This window comes from Saccharothrix variisporea, from assembly GCF_003634995.1.
GTDB lineage: Bacteria > Actinomycetota > Actinomycetes > Mycobacteriales > Pseudonocardiaceae > Actinosynnema > Actinosynnema variisporeum.
The window spans coordinates 1,262,753-1,278,371 of the sequence record NZ_RBXR01000001.1 but is presented as its reverse complement, the minus strand read 5'-3'; the positions used below and the strand labels follow the sequence as shown (position 1 = coordinate 1,278,371).

Genomic DNA, 15,619 nt, shown 5'->3' with positions numbered 1-15,619 from the left:
TCCCACCACCCTGCCGAGAGGGACGACCAATGGCGGACGAACCCACCGGACTGTGGCTGATCGGCGCGCGCGGCTCCGTCGCGACCACCGCGGTCAGCGGACTGCTCGCCCTGCGCGCCGGACTGGTGCCCGCGACCGGCTGCGTGACCGAACGGCCGGAGCTGGCGGGTCTGCCGCTGCCCGGCTGGTCGGACCTCGTGGTCGGCGGGCACGACCTGTCCCACACCCCGCTGGAGAAGCGGGCCGAGCACCTCGCGCAGGGCGGGGTGCTGCCGCACCACCTGCTCGGCGCGGTGCGCGCGGGCCTGCGGGCGGTGGACGCCGAGATCCGCGACGGCTACCACCCCGCGACCGACGACGGCCCGCAAGCCGACGCGGCCCGGCGGCTGGCTCGCGACATCACGGACTTCCGCGACCGGCACGGCCTGGCCCGGGTGGTCGTGGTGAACGTGTCCTCGACCGAACCGCCCGTGCCGCACGTGCCCGAGCACGACGACCTGGCCCTGCTCGAACGCGCGCTGGCCGACCCCGTTCGCAGGGTGCTGCCGCCGAGTTCGCTGGCCGCCTACGCGGCGCTCAACGCGGGCTGCCCGTTCGTCGACTTCACGCCCTCGACCGGCATCGCCCTCCCCGCGCTGGACGCCCTGGCCCGCCAGGAAGGCCTGCCGTACGCGGGCCGGGACGGCAAGACCGGCGAGACGCTGGTCCGGACCGTGCTCGCGCCGATGTTCACCTCGCGCGCGCTGCGCGTGCGGTCGTGGGCGGGCACGAACCTGCTCGGCGGCGGTGACGGGGCCACGCTGGAGGACCCCGCGCACGCGGACAGCAAGCTGCGCTCCAAGGCGCGTGGCCTGGAGTCCCTGCTGGGCGAACCGGTCCCGGCCCCGCTGCACATCGACAACGTCCCCGACCTCGGCGAGACCAAGACCGCGTGGGACCACGTGTCCTTCGAGGGGTTCCTGGGCGCGCGGATGACCCTCCAGTTCACCTGGACCGGCCTGGACTCGGCGCTGGCCGCGCCGCTGGTGCTCGACCTGGCCCGCCTGGTGGCCGCCGCACACCACGCGGGCCAGGTCGGGGCGTTGGGCGCGCTGGGGTTCTTCTTCAAGGACCCGCTGGGCAGCGACGAGCACCGGTTCGCCGAACAGACCCGGGAGCTGCACCGGTGGGCGTCGGAGCTGGGCCGATGAAGGCGTACCTGGAGCTGGTGCGGGCGCCGGCCGCGTTGACGGTGCTGGGGGACACGCTGGTCGGGGCGCCGGGGCCGTTGCGGGGCCGCCGGTTGCTGCTGCCGCTGGCGTCGGTCGCGCTGTACTGGGCGGGCATGGCGCTCAACGACTGGGCCGACCGGGAGCTCGACGCGGTCGAACGGCCCGAACGCCCGATCCCGTCCGGGCGCATCAGCCCGGAGGCCGCTCTGGCGACCGCTGCCGGCCTGACCGCGGTGGGTGTCGGGCTCGCGGCCGCGGCCGGGCGCAATGCCGTGCCGCTGGCCGCCGCCGTGTGGAGCTACGACACGCTGCTCAAGGACACCCCCGCCGGGCCGTTCGCGATGGCCGCGTGCCGGGGGTTGGACGTGCTGATGGGCGGGAAGGCCGTGCTGCCCGCCGCCCTGATGGCCGCGCACACGCTGGGCGTCACCGTGTTGTCGCGCGGCGAGGTGCACGGCACGTCACCCGGGGTGGCTCGCGCGGTGCTGTCCGGGACGGCCGCGACCGCGCTGGCTGCCCTGGTCCGGAAGCCGGGATTGGCCGGGATCGCGTCCGCCCTGGGGTACGCGGCGACGGTCGGCCGCGCCCAGTGGGAGGCCGTGCGCGAACCTTCGGCGGCCAACGCTCGTGCGGCGACCAAGGCCGGCATCCACGGCATGGTGTTGCTCCAATCCGCTTTGTCCCGCAACGCGTCCTTCGTGCCACTGGTGCTGCCGCTGGCACGTCGGCTCAGCCGGAAGGTGGGTCCCACATGACGTTCCACCTGGGGTACGGCACCAACGGGTTCGCCAACCACCGGTTGGACGACGCCCTGGCCGTGATCGCCGACCTCGGCTACACCGCCGTCGCCCTGACCCTCGACCACCACCACCTCGACCCGTACGCCGACGACGTGGCCCAGCAGACCAAGCGGGTCGCGGCGCGGCTGGCGGAGCTGGGGTTGCGGTCGGTGGTGGAGACCGGTGCCCGCTACCTGCTCGACCCGCGCCGCAAGCACCACCCGACGCTGGTCAGCGAGTCCCAGGAGGTCCGGGTGGACTTCCTGGTGCGCGCCACGAGGATCGCCGCCGACCTGGGGTCGGACTGCGTGTCGTTCTGGTCGGGCATCGGGACGTCGTGGGAGCTGCTCAGGTCCGGCGTGTCCGCGGTGCTGGACAGCGCGCCGCCGGTGCCGCTGGGCATGGAACCCGAGCCCGGGATGCTGGTGGAACGGCTGGAGGACGCGTTGCGGCTGCGGTCCGAGCTGGGGGAGCCCGAGGCCCTGCGGATCACCCTCGATGTCGGGCACTGCGTGGCCGTCGAGCCCGTGGACGCCGCCGCCTGCATCCGCCGCGCCGGGGACCTGCTGGTCAACGTGCAGCTGGACGACATGCTGCCAGGAGTGCACGAGCACCTGGAGTTCGGCGAAGGGCACCTCGACCTGCCCGGCACGCTCGCCGCGCTGACCGACATCGGGTACACCGGCGTCGCCGCCGTCGAGCTGCCGCGCCACAGCCACGCCGCACCGGACGTGGCCCGCCGGTCGTTCGCCGCGTTGCGGTCGGCGTCGTGGGTGGCGGCGGCCGAACGGCAGATCCGCGCCGACCCGACGGCGCTGGAACGGCTCTTCGCCGGCGCGGGCCGCGTGGACCGGGCGCGTGAAGACGACCTCCGGGTCCGGCTGCTGGAGGCATATCCCGGCGATCTGGCGGGAACCCTGACCACGCTGTACCGGCACGGCAGCTCCGCGGAACGCCGTGCGGTGCTGCGAGCGCTCGGCACGGTCGGTGCACGCGTGCCGGAGGTCGGCGTCGAACTGGTCAAGGACGCCTTGCGCACCAACGAGACCGGGCTGGTCGCGGCGGCGCTCGGGCCGTTCGCCCGCGAGCACCTCGACCAGCACTCGTGGCGGCACGGCGTGCTGAAGTGCCTGTTCATGGGCGTCCCGCTGGACGTGGTCGCGGGCCTGGCCGAGCGCACCGACGACGAGTTGCTGCGGATGGTGGCCGGGTTCGCCGACGAACGGGAAGCCGCCGGCCGCGCCGTGCCCGAAGACGCCCTCGCCCTGCTCCGAAAGGCCGCCTGATGCGCATCTTCGACCCGCACATCCACATGACCTCCCGCACCACCGACGACTACGAGTCGATGCACGCCGCCGGCGTCCGCGCGCTGGTCGAGCCGGCTTTCTGGCTGGGTCAGCCGCGCACTTCGGTCGGGTCGTTCGTCGACTACTTCGACGCTTTGGTCGGCTGGGAGCGCTTCCGGGCCGCCCAGTACGGCATCGCGCACCACTGCGCCATCGCGTTGAACCCCAAGGAGGCCAACGACCCCCGCTGCACCGGTGTGCTGGACGTCCTGCCGCGCTACCTGGTCAAGGACGGCGTGGTCGCGGTCGGTGAGGTCGGCTACGACTCCATGACCCCGGAGGAGGACGAGGCCTTCGCCCGGCAGCTCGAACTGGCGTTGCTGCACGAACTCCCCGTGCTCGTGCACACGCCGCACCGCGACAAGAAGGCCGGCACGCAGCGGACCCTGGACGTGGTGCGCGAGTCGGGTGTGCCTGCGGAGATGGTCGTCGTGGACCACCTGAACGAGACCACGATCAAGGCGGTCGCGGACTCCGGGTGCTGGATGGGGTTCTCGATCTACCCGGACACCAAGATGGACGAGGACCGGATGGTCGCCCTGCTCAAGGAGTACGGGACCGACCGCGTGCTGGTGAACTCGGCCGCCGACTGGGGCCGTTCGGACCCGTTGAAGACGCACAAGACCGGGCTGGCGATGCTGGCCGCCGGGTTCGACGAGTCCGATGTGGACAAGGTGCTGTGGCACAACCCCGTGCAGTTCTACGGGCAGAGCGGGCGGCTGTTGCTCGACGTCGAAGAGGTGGGCGCGGTGCACGCGGGCACCGGCAACTCCGTGCTGCGGGGTGAGCGGTGATCGCGTACTGCACCAACGTCCACCCGGCGCACGACCTGGCGGGCATCCTCGACCAGCTCGACCGGCACGCGGTGGGCGTGCGGGAGCGGTTGGGTGTTGACGTCCTGCCGCTCGGGCTGTGGATGCCCGCGTCCGTGGCCCGGGGTCTGGCGGCGGACCCGGTGGTGCGGAAGGGTTTCCGCGACGAGTTGGCGGCCCGGGGGCTGTCGGTGAGCACGCTCAACGCGTTCCCGTACGGCGACTTCCACGACACCGTGGTCAAGCACGCGGTGTACCGGCCGGACTGGGTCGATCCGCGCCGGCTGGCCTACACCCGGGACTGCGCGACCATCCTGGCCGACCTGATGCCGTCCTCGGCGACCTACGGCAGCATCTCGACCCTGCCGCTGGGCTGGCGGGAACCGTGGACCGACCGCGACGACGCCCAGGCCGAGGCCGCCCTGTCCGAGCTGACGTCGTTCCTGCGCGGGCTGGACCGGCCCGTGCGGCTCGCGGTCGAACCCGAGCCCGGGTGCGTGCTGGACACCGTGGCCGACGCGGTCGGGTGGCTGACCGGACGGGTGGACCCAGCCCATGTGGGGCTGTGCCTGGACACCTGCCACCTCGCGGTGTCCTGGGCCGACCCGGTCGAGACGGTGGAGCTGATCCGCCGGTCCGGGCTGCCGGTGGTGAAGGTGCAGGCGTCGGCGGCGCTGGAGGTGCCCGACCCGCGGGCGGCCCGGGAGGCGTTGGCGGACTTCGCCGAGCCCCGCTACCTGCACCAGGTCCGGGAGAACGCGCCGGAGGGCGTGCTGGCGGCCGACGACCTGCCCGAGGCGTTCGAGGACCTGCCCGGCGAGCACCCGTGGCGGGTCCACTTCCACGTGCCGCTGCACGCCGTGCCGCGCGCGGGCCTGCGGTCGACCACGGACGTGCTGGTCGCGGCCGTGGCGGCGCTGGACGAGGAGACCCACGTCGAGGTCGAGACCTACACGTGGACCGTGTTGCCCGACGCGGGCGACCTGACCGAGGGCATCGCGGCCGAACTGGCGTGGGCCCGGGAGCACCTGACGACGGGGGTGGCAGTGTGAAGCCGCTGGTGGTCATCGATGTGGTAGGCCTGACGCCGGGGTTGTTGCGGCACATGCCGAACCTGTCCGCCCTGCCCGGCCGGGCGGAGCTGGGCACGGTGCTGCCGGCGGTGACGTGCAGCGCGCAGGCGACCTTCCTGACCGGGCTCACGCCCGCGCAGCACGGGATCGTCGGCAACGGCTGGTACTTCCGCGACCTCGGCGAGGTCCACCTGTGGCGGCAGCACAACCGCCTGGTGCAGGGCGAGAAGCTGTGGGAGACCGCGCGGCGGTTCGAGCCGTCGTACAAGGCGGCGAACGTGTGCTGGTGGTACGCGATGGGCGCGTCCACCGACATCACCGTGACCCCGCGCCCGATCTACCACGCCGACGGCCGCAAGTCGCCCGACTGCTACGTCCGGCCGCCGGAGCTGCACGACCGGCTGACCGGGGCGCTGGGGGAGTTCCCCCTTTTCCAGTACTGGGGGCCGACGGCGGCGCTGAAGTCCAGCGAGTGGATCGTGCGCGCGTCGCTGAAGGTGTTCCGCGAGGAACGGCCGGACCTGCTGCTGGTCTACGTGCCACACCTGGACTACGACCTCCAGCGGTTCGGGCCTTCCTCGCCCCAGGCGCGCAAGGCCGCGTCCGACGTCGACAAGACCCTGAAACCGCTGTTGGAGCTGGACGCCACCATCGTCGTGCTGTCGGAGTACGGGATCACCGAGGCCCGGCGGCCGGTGGACGTGAACCGGGCGCTGCGCCGGGCAGGGCTGCTGGAGGTCCACACCCAGGCGGGCATGGAGTACCTGGACCCGTGGACGTCCCGGGCGTTCGCGGTGGCCGACCACCAGATCGCCCACGTCTACGTGCGCGACCCGGCGGACGTGCCCCGGGCGCGGGCGGTGCTGTCCGAACTGCCCGGCATCGACCAGGTGTACGACCGGGCCGAGCAGGGCGCGGTGGGGCTGGACCACGAGCGGTCCGGCGAGCTGGTCGCGGTGGCCGAGCCGGACGCCTGGTTCACCTACTACTACTGGCTGGACGACGCCCGCGCGCCGGACTTCGCCCGCGGGGTGGACATCCATCGCAAGCCCGGCTACGACCCGGCCGAGCTGTTCTTCGACCCGGCCGACCGGTTCGCCAAGGCCAAGGCGGGGCTGAACCTGGTGCGCAAGAAGGTGGGCCTGCGGTACGCGATGAACGTGGTGCCGCTGGACCCGTCGTGCGTTCGCGGCTCGCACGGCCGCCTGCCCGACCGGGCCGAGGACGGGCCGGTGCTGCTGAGCTCGGCGCCGGTGGACCGGGACCGGGTCGAGGCGGTGGAGGTCCGGGACCTGTTGCTGGAACTGCAAGGGATGCCTGTGAAGGAGTCGCAGCGATGAGCCGGCCGATCACGTTGTTCACCGGGCAGTGGGCGGACCTGCCGTTCGAGGAGGTCTGCAAGCTCGCCGCCGGGTGGGGGTACGACGGGGTGGAGATCGCGTGTTCCGGTGACCACTTCGAGGTCGACCGGGCGGTGTCGGAGGACGGGTACGTCGAGGCCAAGCTCGCCCAGTTGGAGCGGCACGGGTTGCGGGTCTTCGCCATCTCCAACCACCTGGTCGGGCAGGCGGTGTGCGACGACCCGATCGACTTCCGCCACCAGGCCATCCTGCCCGCCCGGATCTGGGGTGACGGGGAGCCCGAGGGCGTGCGGCGGCGGGCGGCGCAGGAGATGGCGGACACCGCACGGGCGGCGGCGAAGCTGGGCGTGGACACCGTCGTCGGGTTCACCGGGTCGAAGATCTGGAAGTACGTGGCCATGTTCCCGCCGGTGCCCGCTGAGGTCATCGAAGACGGGTACGAGGACTTCGCCCGGCGCTGGAACCCGATCCTGGACGTGTTCGACGAGGTCGGGGTCCGGTTCGCGCACGAAGTCCACCCGTCGGAGATCGCCTACGACTTCTGGACCACCCGGCGCGCGATGGACGCCGTGGACAACCGCCCGGCGTTCGGCCTGAACTGGGACCCGTCGCACTTCGTGTGGCAGGACCTCGACCCGGTCGGGTTCATCCTGGACTTCGCCGACCGGATCTACCACGTCGACTGCAAGGACACCAAGAAGCGCTTCGACGGCCGCAACGGGCGGCTGGGCTCGCACCTGCCGTGGGCGCACCCGAGGCGGGGGTGGGACTTCGTGTCCACCGGGCACGGTGACGTGCCGTGGGAGGAGTGCTTCCGGGCGCTGAACGCCATCGGCTACCGGGGCCCGATCTCGGTGGAGTGGGAGGACGCCGGCATGGACCGGTTGCGAGGGGCGGAGGAAGCGGTGCAGTTCATCCGGGGTCTGCTGTTCGACCAGCCGACAGCAGCCTTCGACGCCGCCTTCACCCGCCGCGAGGACGGTTGATCCCGGTGCCGGAGGTGGTGGCGGTGGGCGCCGAACCCACCGCCGAGACCCTGCGGCTGATGGCCCTGCTGGCCACCGGCGCCACCGACCGCGCGATCGCGCGGGAGCTGGGCGTGAGCACCCGGACGGTGCACCGCAAGATCGCCCGGCTCCAGTCGCTGCTGGGCGTGCGGTCCCGGTTCCAGCTGGGCGTGTGCGCGGCCGGCCACCGCTGGCTCTAGGCGGCCGGCTCCGGGTCACCGGCGGTTGGTTCGTCGAGTGACGTATCTCATCGTTTGTCCACCCCGACCCGGCGGTAATGAAAGGATGCGCCATTCGGTTGAAAGGATCATGATGCACGAGCTCGACTCCCGCCGCACCGTGGCCAACCCGCGCCGCACCCGCCTGTCCGCCGACTGGACGGCGCAGCCCACGACGTCCCCGACCGGCTCCTCCCCGGAGACCACCCACGGCGACGCCGCCCGCCGCGACTCGGCGAACGGAACGACCCCGGCCTGAGGCACGCGTCGGGTACCTGGTCACGCGGTCCGGGGCCAGTCGCGGACGCCTGCCGCCCGCCGGTCCCGTGAGCGAGGAGGACCGCGAGCACTCCCGCACGCCTGTGACGCCCCGGTCCACTGTGGACCGGGGCTTCGTCGTGTCAAGTGTGATCCACCCGGCTCGGGAACCGGCCGAACGTTGCAACCCAGGGTTGCCTAACTTAGGTTAGGGTTGCCTTGCCGCGACAGCGTGCCGAGACCGAGGAGTTGGGTGTGACCGAGTACGACCTGGAAGAGATCGCGACGGGGTCGGCTGATCCGCTGGAACTGGTCGCGCGGCTGGCGCGGGCCGGGTTCGACGACTACGTGGTCTACGAGCGCGGGGGCGCGTGGACGTTCGCGGGTGGCGCGCTGGCCACGGTGACCTTGGACGCCGGGCACGTGCGGGTCGTCCACGGCGGTGAGCAGGTCGAACGGCCTTGGACGGGGTCGCCGGGGCAGGCGTTGGGCGAGGCGCTCGCCGGGCTGGGCATCCCGGGGTGGCGTGCCTACGGCCGGGTCGACTTCGGGTTTTCCGGCCTGGTCCCGGGGCTCGCCCTGCGCGGCGCGGACGTGCCGGCGGGGGAGATCGTGCGGCTGATCGTGCCGCGCACCGAGGTGACGCTGGGCGACGGCCGGGCCGTGGTCCGCTCGGTCGACGCCCGTGAGCTGGACCGGGTGCGCGAGGTGCTGCGTGGCGAGTTCGGCACCGGTTCCGTCCAGGCCGCGCCGGTCGACATCCGGGCCGACGGCGCCAGCTACCGCGAGCGGGTGGCGCAGGCGGTCAAGGAGATCCGGCAGGGGCAGTACCAGAAGGTGATCCTGTCCCGGTCGGTGCGCATCCCGTTCCCGGTGGACATCGTCGCCACCTACGAGCTCGGTCGACGCGGCAACACCCCGGCGCGGTCGTTCGTGCTGCGCCTGGACGGCGCGGAGGCGGCCGGGTTCAGCCCGGAGATCATCGTGTCGGTGGACGCGGAGGGCCGGGTCGTGACCCAGCCGCTGGCCGGGACGCGCGCGTTCGGCCGGGGCGCCGAGGTGGACGCGGCGGCGCGCACCGAGCTGGAGACCGACCCCAAGGAGGTCTTCGAGCACGCCGTGTCCGTGCGCACCGCGCAGGAGGAGCTGCGCCGGATCTGCGCACCGGACTCCGTGCGCGTCGGCGACTTCATGGGCATCAAGGAACGCGGCTCCGTGCAACACCTCGCGTCCCTGGTCAACGGCGACCTCGCCCCGGGTCGCACGGCGTGGGACGCGCTGGAGGCGGTGTTCCCGGCGGTGACGGCGTCGGGCATCCCGAAGCGCGAGTCCCTGGACGCCATCTCCCGCATGGACGAAACCCGCGGCTTGTACTCGGGCGCCGTGATCACCGCCGGCGAGGACGGCTCCCTGGACGCGGCCCTGGTGCTGCGCGCGGTCTACCAGGAGGCCGACCGGGCGTGGCTGCGCGCGGGCGCGGGCATCGTGGCGGACTCCACGCCGGAGCGCGAGTTCGAGGAAACCTGCGAGAAGCTGTCCTCGGTGGCACCCTTCGTCGTCAAGGCCTGACAACCCAACGGCGCGCCTCCCCACGCGGGAGGCGCGCCGTTGCACATCCAACGTCAGCGGCGGCGCCAGAGGAGCCAGCCCAGGTACACCCCGCCCAGCGCTCCGGTCGCCACGCCCACCGGCAGGTTGCCCGCGAACCGTTGTGCCGCGAAGTCCGCCGCCAGCACCAACAACGCCCCCGCCCACGCGGCCGGCAGCAGCCCCGCCCCGGCCGATCGGGTCAGGCGCTTGGCCACCTGCGGCGCGACCAGGGCCACGAACGCGATCGGACCCGCCGCCGCCGTCGCCACCGCGCACGCCGCCGTCCCCACGACCAGCAGGTACACCCGGCTGCCCTCCACCGGCACGCCCAACGCACGCGCGGTCTCATCGCCCATTTCCAGCATTTCCAGCCACCGCGCCCCGAACAGCAAGGCCGGAACCAGAACGAACAGGGCGACCACCGGCGGCCACAACTGCGGCCAGCCGAGGTTGTTCAGGCTGCCGGTCAGCCACACGGTCGCCCGGGTCACGTCCGCGACCCCCGCGTTGACGATCAGGTAGAAGTTGACCGCCTGCAAGATCGCGCTGACCCCGATCCCGGTCAGCACCAGCCGCAACCCGCGCACACCCCGCTGCCACGCCAGCACGTACACCAGCACCGCGGTCACGACGCCACCGACCAGGGCGCCCACCGACACGGAGAACGCACTGCCGCCGAACACCAGGATCACCAACAGACCACCGGTCGCGGCGCCGTAGTTGAAGCCGATGATGTCCGGGCTGCCCAGGGCGTTGCGCGACAAGCTCTGGAACACCGCGCCGCTCATTCCCAGTGCCGCGCCCACCGCCAGGGCGATCAGCACGCGCGGCAACCGCAGGTCCAGCACGGCGAAGTTGGTGATACGACTCCCGTTGCCCAGCAAAGTCCGGACAACGTCAAGCGGTGCGACGGGAATGGCCCCCGTGCCCAGTGCCAGCACGCCGATGACGAAGATCACCGCCACCAGCCCCACCGACACGGCGAACGACCGCTGACTCATGCCCGCCCCCGCCGCACCAACCACAAGAACACCGGCGCGCCCAACAACGCGGTCACGACACCCACGTCGATCTCCTCGCGCGCCATGACCCGCCCGAGCACGTCGGCCAGCAATAGCAGCACAGGCGCCAGTACCGCGCAGTACAGCACGACCCACCGCTCATCCGGCCCGGTGAACGTCCGCACCATGTGCGGCACGGCCAACCCGACGAACACCAACGGCCCCACGGCCGCCGTCGCCGCGCCGGCCAGCAGCGTGATCGCGACCAACGTCAGCAACCGCGTCCGCCCCAGGTGCGCGCCCAACGCCTTCCCGGCCTCGTCGCCCAGCGACAACGCGTTCAACGGGCGCCCCATGGCGAACGCGATCAGCAGCCCGACCGCCAGGAACGGCAAGACCTCCACCACCGTGGTCCACCCGGCCCGCTCCAACGACCCCACGGTCCAGAACCGCATCTGGTCCAACGCCTGCTGGTCCAGCAGGATCACGGCCTGCGTGACGCCGGTCAACGCCGCCGACACCGCCGCACCCGCCAACGCCAACCGGACCGGTGAAGCCCCGCCACGCCCGGCGATGGCGTACAGGACAACGCCCGCGAGCGCCGCGCCGCCGAACGCGCACCACACGAACACCCGCAGGTCGGTCAGTCCGAACACGCTGATCGCCAGCGCCGCCGCCGTCGAAGCCCCCGCGTTGACCCCGAGCAACCCCGGATCGGCCAACGGGTTGCGCGTCAACGCCTGCATCAACGCCCCGGCCACCCCGAGCGAGGCACCGACCGCGATCCCGATGAGCGTGCGCGGGATCCGCAGCTCCCACACCACGAACGCCGAGTCCGAGCCGTCCCGCGCGAACAGCACGTCCAGCACGACCGACAACGGGATCGACCGCGACCCGACCGCGATGCTCAGCAACGCCACCAGAACCAGCGCGACCAGCCCGCACACCAGCCCGAACGCACGGCGACCCGCAACGGAGACCGGTGCCGTGACGCTCACCCGGCGGCCCCGGTGAGCCGGCGCACCAGCTCGACCTTGCTGACCTTGCCGACCTTGGTCAGCGGGAAGGACTCCAGCGCCTCCACCCGGTCGGGCAGCTTGTAGGAGGCGACCCCGCGCTCCCGCAGGAACGCCGTGACCTCGCGCAGCGTCGGCGCCTCTCCCTTGGGCACGATGAACGCGCAGGTCCGCTCGCCCATGACCTCATCGGGCATCCCGACCACGGCGGCGTCGTGCACGGCCGGGTGCGCGAGCAGGTGGTTCTCCAGCTCCTCGGCGGGGATCTTCTCGCCGCCCCGGTTGATCTGGTCCTTGCGCCGCCCCTCGACCACCAGGTGCCCGGACGGCAGTTGCCGCACCACGTCCCCGCTGCGGTAAAAACCGTCGTCGGTGAACGCGCGCGCGTTGTGCGCCTCGGCCTTGTAGTAGCCGCGCAGGGTGTACGGCCCGCGCGTCAGCAGTTCGCCGCTCTCGCCGGGTGCGACGGGCGAACCGTCTTCGTCGACGATGAGCACCTCGTCCGCCGGACACAGGGGAGCGCCCTGGGTGGTGGTCTTGAGCTCGTCGGAGTCGTCCAGGCGCGTGAAGTTCAGCAGTCCCTCGGCCATGCCGAACACCTGCTGGAGGTCGCAGCCCAGCGTCTCCCGGACGCGGGAGGCGGGCTCGGAGTTGAACTTCGCCCCGCCGACCTGGAGCAGCTCCAGCGACGACAGGTCGGCGTCCATGAAGTCCACGACGTCCATCCACAGCAGCGCGATCGGCGGCACGACCGCCGTCACGGTGACCCGTTCGCGTTCGACCAGCTCGAACACGGTGTCCGCGCTGGGGTCGGGCGCGAGGACGACGGTGCCGCCGGCGGCCATCGCGCCCAGCAGGCCGGGGGAGGCGAGGGCGAAGTTGTGCGCGGCGGGCAGGGCGACCAGGTAGACGGTGTTCTCGCTGAACCCGGACACCTCGGCGCTGGCGCGCGCGTTGTAGAGGTAGTCGTTGTGGCTGCGGGGGATGAGCTTCGGGGTCCCGGTGGTGCCGCCGGAGAGCAGGAACAACGCGGGGGCCACCGGGTCGGGCGCGGGCAGGTCGACGGGCGCGGCCTCGGGCAGCGCCTCGAACTCGGCGGTGTCGCCGACGACGAAGACGTGCCGCAGGGACGGGACCGCCTTGCGCACGGTCCGGGCCAGCTCGCGGTAGTCGAAGTCGCCGTCCGTGTCGGCGATGAAGTACGCGACCGCCTCGCTCAGCTCGCACAGCGGCACGATCTCGCTCTCGCGGTGCGCGGGCAGCGCCAGCACCGGCAGCACGCCGACCCGCAGCAACGCGAAGAACAGCGCCACGAACTCGGGCACGTTCGGCAGTTGCACCACGACGCGCTCTTCGGCGCGCAGGCCCAGGCCGTGCAGTCCGGCGGCGATCCGGTCGGCCCACGCGTCCAGCTCGGCGTAGGTCCAGCGGGTGCCGTCGGCGGCCACGAGCGCGGTCCGCTCCGGGTGCCGGCGCGCGCCGCCGCGCAGCAGCTCGTCCAGGGGCTGGTCGGTCCAGTACCCCTCCGCCCGGTAGCGCTCCACCAGCTCACTGGGCCAGGGCACACAGCCGTCCAGCATCGTCGACTCCCTAGATCGCCTCGCGAAAGTTAGGTTAGGCTAGCCGACATACCGGAGGGAAGGTGCCGTGCGCCTCGGCGAACTCGTGATCGACATCTCACCCCTGCGCACGGATCCCGCCTACCGGCTGGTGTTCGGCGCGCAGACGGTGACCGTGCTGACCACCGCGTTGACCAACGTCGCGATCAACCTGCACGTCTACCAAATCACCGGCTCGTCGGTCCAGGTCGGACTGGTGGGCCTGGTGTTCGGTGCGGCGCTGCTGGTGGGGTTGCTCGCCGGGGGAGTGCTGGCCGACCGGGTGGACCGGCGCAAGCTGATCCTGGGCTCGCGCGGGGTCGTGGCGGTCGTGCTGGCCGGGTTGGCGGTCAACGCGGCGAGTCCGTCGCCGCTGCTGTGGTTCGTGTACGTGGCCGCGGTGTTGGCCGGTGCGGTCGCAGGGCTGGGCGGGTCGGCGTTGATGGCCGTGATCCCGACCCTGGTCTCACCCGCGCACATCACCGCCGCCGGCGCGCTGATCACGTTGACCAGCCAGTTCGGCGCGATGGTCGGGCCGTCGATCGCCGGTGTCATCGCGTCGGGGCCGGGTGTGGCGGCGTGCTTCGCGATCGACGCGGTCGGGTACGTGGTGGCGGTGGCGTTGCTGTGGCGGTTGCCGTCGCTGCGCGCGGAGTCCGACGAAGCCCAGCAGCACCCGTTGCGGTCGCTGGCCGAGGGCTGGAAGTTCGTGCGGGGCAACGCGGTCGTGCGCGGCCTGCTGGTCATCGACCTGTGGGCGATGGTGTTCGCGATGCCGTACGCGTTGTTCCCGCAGATGGCCGACGAGGTGCTGGGCGGCGGCGCGTACACCGTGGGTCTGCTGTTCACCGCGCCGGCCGTGGGCGCGTTCGTCGGCGGGTTGTTCAGCGGGTGGACCGGGCGGTTCCGGCACAGCGGGCGGGCGCTGATCGCGTCCGTGCTGGTGTGGGGCGTGTCGATCACCGCGTTCGGGTTGTCGGGCAACCTGTGGTTGGCGTTGCTGTGCCTGGTGGTCGCCGGTGTCGGTGACACGACCTCGGAGATCCTGCGGCGCGCGTTGTTGCAGCACCACACCCCGGACCGCTTGCAGGGTCGGGTGAGCAGCCTGTGGTTGGCGCAGGCGACGTGCGGTCCGGCGGTGGGCAGCGCGGAGGCCGGTCTGGCGGCGCGGCTGCTCGGCCCCGGGCTCGGCGTCGCCGCCGGCGGTGTCGTGTGCATCCTCGGCGTGTGCCTGGTGGCCCTGACCATGCCCGGTCTGCGCCGGGCCGACCTGCGAGGAGAGCCGTGGCCGTCGCGAGCCTCAACGGCCTGACGATCTCCTACGACGACACCGGTTCCGGCGAGCCGGTCGTGCTGGTGATGGGCATGGGCGCCACCGGCCGGGTGTGGCACCTGCACCAGGTGCCCGCGCTGGTCGACGCGGGGTACCGGGCGATCACGTTCGACAACCGGGGGATCACGCCGTCGCCGCCCGGGTTCACCATCGACGACCTGGTCGCCGACACCGCCGCGTTGATCGAGCACCTGGACGTGGGTCCGTGCCGACTGGTGGGGACGTCGATGGGCGCGCAGGTGGTCACCGAGTTGGCGTTGGTCCGGCCGGACCTGGTGTCGCAGGCGGTCATGATGGCCACGCGCGGGCGTCCGGACGTCATGCGCGCGGCGATGGGCGCGGCGGAGCGGGAGTTGCGGGACTCGTCGGTCGTGCTGCCTCCGCGGTACGAAGCGGTGAACCGGGCGCTGCGCAACCTGTCCCCGCGCACGCTCAACGACGACGAGGCCGTCCGGCAGTGGCTGGACCTGTTCGAGCTGTCGCCAATCCTGTGGACGCCGGGCCTGCGCGGCCAGCTCGACCTGGACATCACGGGCAACCGGCTCGACGCCTACCGGGACATCCGCACGCCGTGCCTGGTGATCGGGTTCGCCGACGACGTTCGGCTGCCCGCGCACCTGGGGCGCGAGGTGGCGGACGCGATCCCGACCGCGGAGTTCGTGGTGCTGGAGGGGTGCGGGCACTACGGCTACTTGGAACGGCCGGACGCGGTCAACGCCGCGATTCTCACCTTCTTCGCCGCTGGACACCCTTAGCCTGACCTTACTAAGGTAAGCCTCAGTTAACTTCTCGCACTGGAGGCTTGCCGTGACGAACCCCTTCGACGACGACAGCGGGCGCTTCTACGCGCTGGTCAACGACGAGGGTCAGTACTCGCTGTGGCCCACCTTCGCCGAGGTCCCGGCGGGTTGGCGGGTCGTGTTCGGTGAGGACTCGCGGGAAGCGTGCCTGGCCCACATCGAGGCCAACTGGGTCGACATGAGGCCGCGCAGCCTGGTCGAGAGCGAGCGCTGACG

The 15,619-nt window shown here is 72.2% G+C and carries 16 protein-coding genes; 13 read left to right on the top strand and 3 right to left on the bottom strand.

Annotated elements, in window-relative coordinates:
• The first annotated feature begins 29 nt into the window (after positions 1 to 29).
• From DFJ66_RS05560 to DFJ66_RS05520, 10 genes are all read left to right on the top strand, one after another.
• The gene (locus tag DFJ66_RS05560; RefSeq protein WP_121218575.1) at positions 30 to 1,190 is read left to right on the top strand and encodes an inositol-3-phosphate synthase; all 1,161 of its coding nucleotides are present in this window, start codon (positions 30 to 32) and stop codon (positions 1,188 to 1,190) included.
• Positions 1,187 to 1,966, top strand: a complete 780-nt coding sequence (locus DFJ66_RS05555) for an SCO3242 family prenyltransferase (RefSeq protein WP_121218573.1) — start codon at positions 1,187 to 1,189, stop codon at positions 1,964 to 1,966. The genes DFJ66_RS05560 and DFJ66_RS05555 overlap by 4 nt, the downstream gene beginning before the upstream one ends.
• Positions 1,963 to 3,276 carry an EboA domain-containing protein gene (locus tag DFJ66_RS05550; RefSeq protein WP_121218571.1) on the top strand — a complete coding sequence of 438 codons (1,314 nt, stop codon included), beginning with the start codon at positions 1,963 to 1,965 and terminating at the stop codon, positions 3,274 to 3,276. Before DFJ66_RS05555 ends, DFJ66_RS05550 begins: the two co-directional genes overlap by 4 nt.
• Positions 3,276 to 4,130 (top strand): TatD family hydrolase, encoded by an 855-nt coding sequence (locus DFJ66_RS05545; RefSeq protein WP_121218569.1) that lies wholly within the window; start codon positions 3,276 to 3,278, stop codon positions 4,128 to 4,130. The genes DFJ66_RS05550 and DFJ66_RS05545 overlap by 1 nt, the downstream gene beginning before the upstream one ends.
• On the top strand, positions 4,127 to 5,200 hold the full coding sequence (gene eboE, locus DFJ66_RS05540) for a metabolite traffic protein EboE (protein ID WP_121218567.1): 1,074 nt from the start codon (positions 4,127 to 4,129) through the stop codon (positions 5,198 to 5,200). The genes DFJ66_RS05545 and eboE overlap by 4 nt, the downstream gene beginning before the upstream one ends.
• Positions 5,197 to 6,561: an alkaline phosphatase family protein gene (locus DFJ66_RS05535; RefSeq protein WP_121218565.1), complete on the top strand. Its 1,365-nt coding sequence runs from the start codon at positions 5,197 to 5,199 to the stop codon at positions 6,559 to 6,561. Before eboE ends, DFJ66_RS05535 begins: the two co-directional genes overlap by 4 nt.
• Positions 6,558 to 7,568 carry a sugar phosphate isomerase/epimerase family protein gene (locus DFJ66_RS05530; RefSeq protein WP_121218563.1) on the top strand — a complete coding sequence of 337 codons (1,011 nt, stop codon included), beginning with the start codon at positions 6,558 to 6,560 and terminating at the stop codon, positions 7,566 to 7,568. The genes DFJ66_RS05535 and DFJ66_RS05530 overlap by 4 nt, the downstream gene beginning before the upstream one ends.
• A gap of 5 nt (positions 7,569 to 7,573) precedes the next feature.
• Positions 7,574 to 7,789: a helix-turn-helix domain-containing protein gene (locus DFJ66_RS05525; protein WP_246029586.1), complete on the top strand. Its 216-nt coding sequence runs from the start codon at positions 7,574 to 7,576 to the stop codon at positions 7,787 to 7,789.
• Positions 7,790 to 7,901: 112 nt separating this feature from the next.
• Positions 7,902 to 8,066 carry a hypothetical protein gene (locus DFJ66_RS42485; protein WP_170199147.1) on the top strand — a complete coding sequence of 55 codons (165 nt, stop codon included), beginning with the start codon at positions 7,902 to 7,904 and terminating at the stop codon, positions 8,064 to 8,066.
• A gap of 254 nt (positions 8,067 to 8,320) precedes the next feature.
• Positions 8,321 to 9,634 (top strand): salicylate synthase, encoded by a 1,314-nt coding sequence (locus DFJ66_RS05520; protein WP_121218561.1) that lies wholly within the window; start codon positions 8,321 to 8,323, stop codon positions 9,632 to 9,634.
• A gap of 53 nt (positions 9,635 to 9,687) precedes the next feature.
• Here the strand turns inward: DFJ66_RS05520 and DFJ66_RS05515 are convergent, their stop codons facing one another.
• Genes DFJ66_RS05515 through DFJ66_RS05505 form a run of 3 tightly spaced genes read right to left on the bottom strand, consistent with a single transcriptional unit; the run spans position 9,688 to position 13,252 of the window.
• Positions 9,688 to 10,656: a FecCD family ABC transporter permease gene (locus DFJ66_RS05515; RefSeq protein ID WP_121218559.1), complete on the bottom strand. Its 969-nt coding sequence runs from the start codon at positions 10,654 to 10,656 to the stop codon at positions 9,688 to 9,690.
• Positions 10,653 to 11,654 (bottom strand): FecCD family ABC transporter permease, encoded by a 1,002-nt coding sequence (locus tag DFJ66_RS05510; protein WP_121218557.1) that lies wholly within the window; start codon positions 11,652 to 11,654, stop codon positions 10,653 to 10,655. The genes DFJ66_RS05515 and DFJ66_RS05510 overlap by 4 nt, the downstream gene beginning before the upstream one ends.
• Complete coding sequence (locus tag DFJ66_RS05505) at positions 11,651 to 13,252, bottom strand: (2,3-dihydroxybenzoyl)adenylate synthase (protein WP_121218555.1); 1,602 nt, start codon at positions 13,250 to 13,252, stop codon at positions 11,651 to 11,653. The genes DFJ66_RS05510 and DFJ66_RS05505 overlap by 4 nt, the downstream gene beginning before the upstream one ends.
• A gap of 67 nt (positions 13,253 to 13,319) precedes the next feature.
• On the opposite strand from DFJ66_RS05505, the gene entS reads away from it, so the two are divergent.
• Genes entS through DFJ66_RS05490 form a run of 3 tightly spaced genes read left to right on the top strand, consistent with a single transcriptional unit; the run spans position 13,320 to position 15,617 of the window.
• Entirely contained in the window at positions 13,320 to 14,582 is a 1,263-nt protein-coding gene (entS, locus tag DFJ66_RS05500; protein WP_121218553.1) for an enterobactin transporter EntS, read from the top strand.
• The gene (locus DFJ66_RS05495) at positions 14,555 to 15,358 is read left to right on the top strand and encodes an alpha/beta fold hydrolase (protein ID WP_121218551.1); all 804 of its coding nucleotides are present in this window, start codon (positions 14,555 to 14,557) and stop codon (positions 15,356 to 15,358) included. Before entS ends, DFJ66_RS05495 begins: the two co-directional genes overlap by 28 nt.
• A 52-nt stretch (positions 15,359 to 15,410) precedes the next feature.
• On the top strand, positions 15,411 to 15,617 hold the full coding sequence (locus DFJ66_RS05490; RefSeq protein WP_121218549.1) for an MbtH family protein: 207 nt from the start codon (positions 15,411 to 15,413) through the stop codon (positions 15,615 to 15,617).
• Positions 15,618 to 15,619 lie beyond the last annotated feature (2 nt).